The sequence below is a fragment of the Mycobacterium sp. 1165178.9 genome (assembly GCF_001673555.1).
GTDB lineage: Bacteria > Actinomycetota > Actinomycetes > Mycobacteriales > Mycobacteriaceae > Mycobacterium.
The window spans coordinates 1-9,809 of sequence record NZ_LZMB01000212.1 but is presented as its reverse complement, the minus strand read 5'-3'; the positions used below and the strand labels follow the sequence as shown (position 1 = coordinate 9,809).

At 66.5% G+C, this 9,809-nt stretch carries 9 protein-coding genes; 4 read left to right on the top strand and 5 right to left on the bottom strand.

Translation table 11 applies throughout. From position 1 onward, the window contains the following. Nucleotides 1-277, bottom strand: a 277-nt coding sequence (locus A5652_RS28525) for a YciI family protein (protein WP_369805772.1), incomplete at its 3' end; no start/stop codon positions are given. A 3-nt stretch (nt 278-280) separates the two neighbouring features. Between A5652_RS28525 and A5652_RS28520 the strand changes: the two genes are divergently transcribed. Both A5652_RS28520 and A5652_RS09920 read left to right on the top strand, forming a co-directional pair. Then, nucleotides 281-451 (top strand): YciI family protein, encoded by a 171-nt coding sequence (locus A5652_RS28520; protein ID WP_232001147.1) that lies wholly within the window; start codon nt 281-283, stop codon nt 449-451. Next, entirely contained in the window at nt 448-1,662 is a 1,215-nt protein-coding gene (locus A5652_RS09920) for an RNA polymerase sigma factor (RefSeq protein WP_197513877.1), read from the top strand. Before A5652_RS28520 ends, A5652_RS09920 begins: the two co-directional genes overlap by 4 nt. 10 nt (nt 1,663-1,672) lie before the next feature. On the opposite strand, the gene coaE is transcribed toward A5652_RS09920, so the two are convergent. From coaE to polA, 3 genes are all read right to left on the bottom strand, one after another. Continuing rightward, nucleotides 1,673-2,887: a dephospho-CoA kinase gene (coaE, locus tag A5652_RS09915; RefSeq protein WP_067349941.1), complete on the bottom strand. Its 1,215-nt coding sequence runs from the start codon at nt 2,885-2,887 to the stop codon at nt 1,673-1,675. Between the two features lie 18 nt (nt 2,888-2,905). Then, entirely contained in the window at nt 2,906-4,342 is a 1,437-nt protein-coding gene (rpsA, locus tag A5652_RS09910; protein ID WP_067349938.1) for a 30S ribosomal protein S1, read from the bottom strand. Nucleotides 4,343-4,546: 204 nt separating this feature from the next. Then, nucleotides 4,547-7,207, bottom strand: a complete 2,661-nt coding sequence (polA, locus tag A5652_RS09905; protein ID WP_197513879.1) for a DNA polymerase I — start codon at nt 7,205-7,207, stop codon at nt 4,547-4,549. A gap of 164 nt (nt 7,208-7,371) precedes the next feature. Here polA and A5652_RS09900 point away from each other — a divergent pair, with 164 nt between their 5' ends. Together A5652_RS09900 and A5652_RS09895 are read left to right on the top strand one after the other, a co-directional pair. Next, nucleotides 7,372-7,815, top strand: a complete 444-nt coding sequence (locus A5652_RS09900; protein ID WP_067349930.1) for a Zn-ribbon domain-containing OB-fold protein — start codon at nt 7,372-7,374, stop codon at nt 7,813-7,815. A 35-nt stretch (nt 7,816-7,850) separates the two neighbouring features. Next, nucleotides 7,851-9,014, top strand: a complete 1,164-nt coding sequence (locus A5652_RS09895; protein WP_067349947.1) for a lipid-transfer protein — start codon at nt 7,851-7,853, stop codon at nt 9,012-9,014. Between the two features lie 143 nt (nt 9,015-9,157). Here A5652_RS09895 and A5652_RS09890 read toward each other — a convergent pair whose 3' ends face one another. Further along, nucleotides 9,158-9,775 (bottom strand): ANTAR domain-containing response regulator, encoded by a 618-nt coding sequence (locus A5652_RS09890; RefSeq protein ID WP_064952729.1) that lies wholly within the window; start codon nt 9,773-9,775, stop codon nt 9,158-9,160. Nucleotides 9,776-9,809 lie beyond the last annotated feature (34 nt).

The window sequence follows — 9,809 nt, the reverse complement described above, 5'->3', positions numbered from 1 at the left end:
ACGTGGGCCCGTCGCTGATCACCGTTTGGTTGTCGTCGACCGCGACTCGTTTCGCCAGAGCGGGATCCGCGAGGCCTTCGCTCGCCACGAGCTCACCGGATTCGGCGAGCTCCGCGCTGAGCGCGACGTGATCGTGGCCGAACCGCTCCCGCATATCCTCGGGCAACGCCTTCCAGCGCTCGAGGAACTGCGGATTGCTCTGGATCAGGATCATGTACTTCACTACGGCCTCGCGGATCCCGCTCTGGCGAAACGAGTCGCGGTCGACGACAACCAAACGGTGATCAGCGACGGGCCCTTCGCCGAGGCCAAGGAGCATCTGGCCGGCTTCCTGCTGGTCGACTGCGACAGCGAGGACCGCGCCCTGCAGATCGCGGCGCGGGTGCCCGATGCGGTGTGGGGTCTCGTCGAGGTTCGGCCGGTGCTGGATCTGAGTGGGATGGATATGTGAGCCCCGCTCCGCAATCCGATGACGCCCTCGGGCTGCTACGCGAGCTCGCCCCGCGTGTGCTCGGCGTGCTCGTGCGCCGCAACGGCGACTTCGACGACTGCGAAGACGCGGTACAGGAGGCGCTCCTCGCGGCCTCCCGTAGCTGGCCGGTGGACGGCGTCCCGAAAAACCCGACCGGCTGGCTGATCACGGCCGCGTCGCGGCGGCTGATCGAGACCTATCGCAGCGAGGCCGCACGCCGGCGCCGCGAGCACTTCTACACGCTGGGGCCGGCGTCCGGGGCGGTGCCGGAGGTTGACGACACACTGGCCCTGCTGTTTTTGTGCTGCCACCCCGAGCTCACCGCACCATCGCAGGTCGCGCTGACGCTGCGCGCGCTCGGCGGCCTGACCACCGCGGAGATCGGGCGCGCCCTGCTCCTTCCCGAAGCGACGGTCGGGCAACGAATCAGCCGGGCCAAGGCGCGCATCCGGGAAACAGGTGCGCAATTTCGGAGGCCGACGGCGCGCGAGTGCGACGAGCGGCTGCCCGCGGTGTTGAGCACGTTGTATCTGGTCTTCAACGAGGGCCACACCGCCACATCGGGAGAGGCTCTGAACCGGGTGGAGCTCACGAGCGAAGCCATCAGGTTGACCCGGCAGTTGCGCACCAGCCTGCCCGACGAGGGCGAGGTCGCCGGTTTGCTCGCTTTGATGCTGCTGACCGAGGCGCGGCGGAACGCCCGCACCGGCCCGAGCGGCGCGCTGATTCCGCTCGCCGAGCAGGACCGCGGCCGGTGGGATCAGTCCGCCATCGCCGAGGGCGTCGCGATCGTCGAAGCGACGCTGCCCGTGGCGAAGCCGGGTCCCTACCAACTGCAGGCCGCGATCGCAGCCGTGCACGACGAGGCGTCCGACTTCGCCGCCACCGATTGGCCGCAGATCCTCGCGCTATACGACCTCTTGGTCGCCTTCACGCCCGGGCCGATGGTCGCGCTCAATCGGACCGTCGCCGTGGCAATGGTGCACGGGCCCGCAGCCGGTCTCGACGCGCTCGACGAAGCCGCGACGGATCCCGCCCTGCGCGGCCACCACCGCTTGGACGCCGTCCGGGCGCATCTCCTCGATGAACTCGGCGAGTGGGACGCCGCGCGGGAGCACTATCTCCTTGCGGCCCAACGCACTCGCAGCCTGCCCGAACGGCGCTACCTACTGGCGCGCGCGACGCGCTGACACGAGGCGCCTACGGCCGCCAGCCCGTCGAATCGGCCCACTCCCAGGCCCGGCGGTAGGCGTCGAGGAACCACGGCTCCTTGGCCTCGACATAGACCGCAGTGTCTCCGCCACCGCCCTTTTCAGCGGCGCGCTTGACGTTCGAATAGTCAGCGCGGGCGTCGGGGTTGGCCGTCAACCAGTCGACGAACAGCAGGGCGAACTGTTGATTGGGCCAGCCGTCCACCCGGATGTGCACATTGGTGGGTCGACCGGGATCCGCTGAGGCGTGAATTCGCTTGAACCACAGCGCCGGATCGTCCGTGTGGTCGTATCTTTCCACTGTGCTGCGGGCATCGTTCTTGGCCACGTCCTCGGTGATGTGCTCGAGGCGCGGGTACCCGGCGGACAGCAAAGGCTCGACGAGTTCGTCTGCGACGGCGAGGGATTCAACGGTGATCTGGACGTCGATGACGTCCTTGGCGGCGAGGTCCGGCACCGCGGTCGAGCCGATGTGATCCACACGCAGCGCACGATGACCGCAATTGGTCCGCAGGCGGTTCACGATTCGTTGCGCCTGGTCCGCCCAACTCGAATCGGGCGGCACCAACCGGGCCGCAGAGCGGGGGATCTGGTGCGCGCTCAGGTTGTGCGCGAACGGAACGATGCGGTTGTTCCACACGTCGTGGGCCCGCTGCTCCAACTCCTCGGTGCTGCCCGAGTTGTCCAGCCAGATGTCGGCGACCGCGCGGCGCTGCTCATCGCTGGCCTGCGCGGCGATCCTGGCGCGGGCGTCTTCCTCCGGCATGCCGCGCTGGTCGATTAGGCGCCGCAGCCGCACCTCGACATCGGCGTACACGATGACGACGAGCGGGAACAGCGGCGCCATACCCGATTCCACCAGCAGCGGAATGTCCTCGACCACAACGGAGTCCTCGGGCACCGACGCGATGATCTCCGAACGGCGATTGCCCACCAGCGGGTGGACGATGCCGTTCAGCGTCTTGCGTGCCTCGTCGTCGCGAAAGGCTTTGGCGGCCAAGGCCGGTCGATCCAGCGATCCGTCCGGAAGCAAGATGTCACTTCCGAACGCCTCGACCAGCGAGGCCAGGCCCTCGGTTCCCGGCTCAACGACCTCACGCGCGATGACGTCCCCATCGACGATGACTGCACCGTACTGCGCGAAGGTGGACGACAGCGCCGACTTGCCGGCGCCGATGCCACCGGTCAACCCGATACGCAGCATGGCGTGGTCAGGCAAACGTCACGCGTTGCCGGCGAGTTTCTCCCGCAAAGCGGCCAATTGCGCATCGCTGGCCAGCGATCCGCCCGCCTTCTCCGGAGGAGCCCCGTTGCCCGGTGACTGCTCGGCGTGCCCGGCGGCCTCGGCGGCGGCGAACTTCTCCATCTGCGTCGTGTGCATCTTGTGCCGGCGCTCGGCCTCGGCGTAGCGGGCTTCCCACTCGTTGCGCTGGTTGTCGAATCCCTCGAGCCATTCGTTGGTCTCGGAGTCGAAGCCTTCGGGGAAGATGTAGTTGCCCTGCTCGTCGTAGCTGTCGGCCATGCCGTACTTCGCCGGGTCGAACTCCTCGGTGTAGTCCTCGTTGGCCTGCTTGAGCGACAACGAGATCCGGCGGCGCTCCAGGTCGATGTCGATGACCTTGACCATCGCGTCGTCGCCGACGGCAACCACCTGGTCGGGCACCTCGACATGGCGCTCGGCCAGCTCGGAGATGTGCACCAGACCTTCGATGCCCTCTTCGACACGCACGAACGCACCGAACGGAACCAGCTTGGTGACCTTCCCGGGCACGATCTGGCCGATGGCGTGGGTGCGGGCGAAGTGGCGCCACGGGTCTTCCTGAGTTGCCTTCAGCGACAACGAGACCCGCTCGCGGTCCATGTCGACGTCGAGCACCTCGACGGTGACCTCGTCACCGACCTGCACAACCTCGGACGGGTGGTCGATGTGCTTCCAGGACAGCTCGGAAACATGCACGAGACCGTCCACACCGCCGAGGTCGACGAACGCACCGAAGTTGACGATGGAGGAGACGACACCCTTGCGGATGGCACCCTTCTGCAGCTGGTTGAGGAACTCGCTGCGCACCTCGGACTGGGTCTGCTCCAACCACGCGCGCCGCGACAGCACCACGTTGTTGCGGTTCTTGTCCAGTTCGATGATCTTGGCCTCGATCTCCTTGCCGATGTACGGCTGCAGATCGCGCACCCGGCGCATCTCCACGAGCGAGGCGGGCAGGAAGCCGCGCAACCCGATGTCGAGGATCAGGCCACCCTTGACCACCTCGATGACGGTGCCCTTGACGGCCTCGTCCTTCTCCTTGAGCGCCTCGATGGTGCCCCAGGCGCGCTCGTACTGCGCGCGCTTTTTGGAGAGAATCAGGCGACCTTCTTTGTCCTCCTTGGTGAGGACCAGGGCTTCGACCTCATCACCGACGGAAACGACCTCATTGGGGTCGACATCGTGCTTGATGGAGAGTTCGCGGGCGGGGATGACCCCTTCGGTCTTGTAGCCGATATCGAGGAGCACCTCGTCCCGGTCCACTTTGACGATCGTGCCTTCGACGATGTCGCCATCGTTGAAGTACTTGATCGTTTTGTCTATTGCGGCGAGAAAGTCCTCGCTCGAGCCTATGTCGTTGACGGCTACTTGTGGCGAGGTGACGGCGGGACTCGGCATGTTGTTGGGTTGCTCCGGACAGGTTTGGTCGTAGGGACAATTGGGATTTACCTGTCGAGGCTACTCGACTGTGCACATGCTGGCCAAACTTGTCCCATCTTCCGCCGAGTGTGCACTCACCGCGAAAAATGGCCGAAATCTCGCCGTGGCCGCACGTTCGCCGTTTTACGCAGGTCAGTGCGCCGCGACGCCCCAATTGCCGAGCTAATGCGCCGCGGAGTCCCAGGAGCGGCCGTAACCCACCGAGACCTCCAGCGGGACGTCGAGCGGATAGGCGCCGCCCATCTTGTCGCGCACCAGCGCCTCCAGCTGCTCCCGCTCGCCGGACGCGACCTCGAACAACAGCTCGTCATGCACCTGCAGCAGGATCCGAGACGTAAGCCCGGCATCTTTGATCGCCTTATCGACCTCGAGCATCGCCACCTTGATGATGTCGGCCGCACTGCCCTGGATCGGCGCGTTGAGCGCCGCCCGCTCGGCCGCTTCGCGTACCTGCCGGTTGCTGCTGTCGAGTTCCGGCAGGTAGCGCCGGCGGCCGAAGACCGTCGACGTGTAGCCGTCCTTGCGGGCCTGCTCCACGACCTGCATCAGGTAGTCGCGCACTCCGCCGAATCGGGCGAAGTATTGCTCCATCTGATCTTTCGCTTCTTCGGTGGAGATCTTCAGCTGGGCGGAAAGTCCGTAGGCGCTCAATCCGTAGGCCAGGCCGTAGGACATCGCCTTGACCCGGCGGCGCAGCTCGGCGGTGACGTCTTCGATCGGGACGCCGAATGCCCGCGAGGCGACGAACGAGTGCAGGTCTTCTCCGGTGTTGAACGCCTCGATGAGGCCCTCGTCCTTGGAAAGGTGGGCCATGATGCGCATCTCGATCTGGCTGTAGTCGGCCGTCATCAGCTCGCTGTAACCGGCGCCGACGACGAACGCGTCGCGAATCCGCCGGCCCGCCTCGGTGCGGATGGGAATGTTCTGCAGATTCGGCTCGGTCGACGACAATCTGCCTGTCGCGGCGATGGTTTGGTTGAACGTGGTGTGGATGCGCCCGTCCGAGGCCACCGAGTTCAGCAACCCGTCGACGGTGACTTTGAGCCGGGTGGCATCGCGGTGGGTCAGCAGATGCTGCAGGAACGGATGGCCGGTCTTGTCGAACAGCGATTGCAGGGCATCCGCGTCGGTGGTGTAGCCGGTCTTGGTGCGCTTGGTCTTCGGCATTTCCAGCTCGTCGAAGAGCACCGCCTGCAACTGTTTTGGCGAGCCGAGGTTGATCTGTTTGCCGATCACCGCGTACGCGGCCTCGGCCGCGTCGCGGATCTGGTGGGCGAAATCGCTCTGCAGTTCGTTGAGCAGATCCAAATCGACTGCGATACCGGCGTTTTCCATGCCCGCCAGCACCGCTTGCACCGGCAGCTCCATGCCGCTCAACAACGAGGTGGAGTTGATGCGGGCCAACTCCTCGTCGAGCGCATCGGCCAGATCCAGCACCGCCACCGCACGCAGGATCAGTGTCTGCACTGCCTGGTCGTCCGTGCCCTCGGTATCGTCGAGCAGCGAGAGTTGTTGCTGTTCAGGGTTTTCGGCGCGGAGTTCGCGGCGCAGGTAGCGCAGCGAAAGGTCGTCAAGGGAGAAGCTGCGCTGCCCGGGGCGCACCAGATAGGCCGCCAGCGCGGTGTCGGAGGTGACGCCGGCCAGCGTCCAGCCCCGCCCGGCCAGGTCGTGCATCGCCGCCTTGGCCTCGTGCAGCGCCTTGGGCGGACCGGGGTCGGCCAGCCAAGACGCCAGGGCCGCTTCGTCTTCGGGATCCAGCTCGGAAGTGTCGATGTAGCGGCCCTCGCCGTCGGCCGAGACGATGGCCAGCGCGGTGGCGTCGGCGTCGTAGGCCAAATGCGTGCCGACGACGGCCAGACCGAACCGCTTTCCCGAGCTGTGCTCGGCCAGCCACACGGCCAGCTCGCCGGCTTGAAGCGCGCCGCCTCGCACGTCGAAGCCTTCGTCGACCTCAGGCTCAACCGCGGCCAGGGTTTCGAACAAACGGTCCCGCAATACGCGGAACTCCAGGTCGTCGAACAGCCGGTGAATCTGGTCGCGATCCCACGGCTGCAGCCGCAACGTGTCCGGGGTCTGGGCCAGCGGCACGTCCTTGACGAGATCGGTCAGCTCGCGGTTGCGGATGACGCTGGCCAGATGTTCGCGGAGCGCGTCGCCCACCTTGCCGCGCACCGAGTCCACGTTGTCCACCAGCCCCTGCAGCGACCCGTATTCGCCGATCCATTTGGAGGCGGTCTTCTCCCCCACGCCGGGGATGCCCGGCAGGTTGTCACTGGGATCGCCGCGCAGGGCGGCGAAGTCGGGGTACTGCTGGGGCGTCAGCCCGTACTTCTCGACGACGGCATCCGGGGTGAACCGGGTCAACTCGCTGACCCCCTTGCGCGGATACAGCACCGTCACGTTGTCGCTGACCAACTGCAGAGAGTCACGGTCGCCCGTGACCACCAGCACCCGGTAGCCCTCCTTTTCGGCCTGCGTAGCAAGGGTGGCGATCAGGTCGTCTGCCTCGAACCCCTCCTCGGCAAGCACGGTAATGCCCAATGCCGCGAGGACTTCCTTGGTGATATCGATCTGGCCGCGAAACTCGTCGGGCGTCGCCGACCGGTTGGCCTTGTACTCCGGGTAGCGCTCGGAGCGGAACGTCTGCCGGGACACGTCGAAGGCCGCGGCGATATGCGTCGGGGCTTCGTCGCGCAGCAGGTTGATCAGCATCGCGGTGAAGCCGTAGACCGCATTGGTGGTCAGCCCGCCGCGGGTCTTGAAGTTCTCGGCGGGCAGCGCATAGAACGCCCGAAACGCCAGCGAGTTGCCATCCAGCAGCATCAGCGTCGGCGCGGTTTGTTCCTCGCTGGCCTTCGTAGTGGTTTTCGTGGCGGGCACGGGTCTCACTCTAGGCACCTGGTGTGACGACCTGGGCGCCCCAACCGTGCCACCAGCAGAACTGCAACACGTTTCAGTTTTGACTTTAGGCTGGGTAGTCTGGGTCGGTGCCAGAGGTCACCAGCCACGAACCCGCGATCGACGGGTGGTTCGCCACCGATGACGCCGGAAACCCCCATCTGATCGGCAGCAAGTGCCCCGAGTGCGGGACCTACGTCTTCCCGCCGCGGGAGAACAACTGCCCAAACCCGGCATGCGCCAGCGACACGCTAGAGACCGTCGCGCTGTCGACCCGCGGGAAGCTGTGGAGCTACACCGAAAACCGATACCCGCCACCGGCGCCCTACCCGGCGGCGGACCCGTTTGAGCCGTTCGCCATCGCCGCGGTGGAGCTGGCCGACGAGGGAATCATCGTGCTCGGCAAGGTGGTCCAGGGCACGCTGGCAGCGGATCTCGAGGTCGGCATCGAAATGGAGCTGGCCACGATGACCCTGTTCACCGACGACGACGGCGTGGAACGCATCGTGCACGCTTGGAGGATCGCATCGTGAGTACTCCCGAACCGCTCTACATCCTCGGCGCCGGGATGCACCCCTGGGGCAAATGGGGCCGCGACTTCACCGAATACGGCGTGGTCGCCGCCCGCGCCGCGCTGGCCGAGGCCGGGCTGGACTGGCAGCAGATCCAATTGGTCGCCGGCGCCGATACCATCCGGAACGGCTACCCGGGCTTCATCGCCGGGTCGACGTTCGCCCAGAAGCTCGGCTGGAACGGCGTGCCGGTCAGCTCGAGCTACGCCGCCTGCGCCAGCGGTTCGCAGGCGCTACAGAGCGCCCGCGCCCACATCCTGGCCGGCTTTTGTGACGTCGCTCTGGTTATCGGCGCCGACACCACACCCAAGGGGGCGTTCGCCCCGGTCGGCGGCGAGCGCAAAAACGACCCCGACTGGCAGCGCTTCCACCTCATCGGTGCGATGAATCCGGTGTACTTCGCGTTGCTCGCGCGCCGGCGGATGGACCTCTACGGCGCGACGTCCGAGGACTTCGCCGCGGTGAAGCTGAAGAACTCCCAGCACGGCCTGCAGAACCCGAATGCCCGCTACCGCAAGGAATCTTCGGTCGAGGACGTGCTGGCCAGTCCGGTGGTCTCCGACCCGCTGCGGCAGCTCGACATCTGCGCCACCTCCGATGGCGCCGCGGCGCTGATCGTCGCCAGCGCCGAGTTCGCCCGCAAGCACCTCGGCTCGCTCGAGGGCGTGCCGTCGGTGCGTGCGGTCAGCACCGTCACCCCCCGCTACCCGCAGCATCTGCCCGAACTGCCGGACATCGCAACGGATTCCACCGCGGTGGTGGCCGCGCCGGAGCGGGTGTTCAAGGACCAGATCCTCGACGCGGCCTACGCGGAGGCGGGCATCGGCCCCGAGGACGTGAGCCTGGCCGAGGTCTACGACCTGTCCACCGCGCTGGAACTCGACTGGTACGAGCACCTGGGGTTGTGCCCCAAGGGTGACGCCGAGGAGCTGCTGCGCAGCGGCGCCACCACGATCGGCGGCAGGGTGCCGGTCAACCCGTCGGGCGGACTGGCGTGCTTTGGCGAGGCCATCCCCGCCCAGGCGATCGCCCAGGTCTGCGAGCTGACCTGGCAACTGCGTGGCCAGGCCACCGGCCGGCAGGTCGAGAACGCCAAGGTCGGCGTCACCGCCAACCAGGGCTTGTTCGGGCACGGCTCGTCGGTGATCGTCGCCCGCTAGGACCTATTGTCGCTGGCGGACAACGGCTTTAGGAGTGCAGCCGCGGCTTTGAGTGTGCAACCGCGGCGGCTGGCGTCGGCGTGTCGTCGCCCCCAGCGCACACTCGATGCCGGGCTTCACACTAAAAGGTCCGTCTTGGCGCGCTAAGCGTCTTTGGACGGATCCAAGGTCTCGAGGACGACTTCGGCCACCCGCTTCATCGTCGTCCTACGGTCCATCGCGGCCCGTTGAATCCACTTGAAGGCTTCGGGCTCGGTCATGCCCTGTTCGCTCTGCAGCAGCCCTTTCGCGCGCTCGACCAGCTTGCGGGTCTCCAGCCGGTCGGACAGCGAAGCCACCTCGCGTTCGAGCTCGGCGATCTCACTGAAACGGCTGACGGCCAATTCGATGGCCGGGATGAGGTCGCTGATCGTGAACGGCTTCACCAGATACGCCATCGCGCCGGCGTCCCGCGCCCGCTCCACCAAGTCGCGTTGGCTGAAGGCGGTCAACACCACAATCGGGGCGATGCGCTTGCTGGCTATCTCCGACGCCGCGTCGATGCCGTCGCGGCGCGGCATCTTCACATCCATGATCACCAAATCCGGCTGATGGCGCTCGGCCAGTTCGACGGCTTCCTGTCCGTCGCCGGCCTCCCCGACGATCTCGTAACCCTCCTCTCGGAGCATCTCGGCGAGATCCATTCGGATGAGCGCTTCGTCTTCAGCGATCAGGACCCGGCGCGGCACAGCGGCGTCGGTGTCGGTCGTGGGGCCTGTCATGACCGATATTGTGTCGTGACCGCTGTAGACCAGC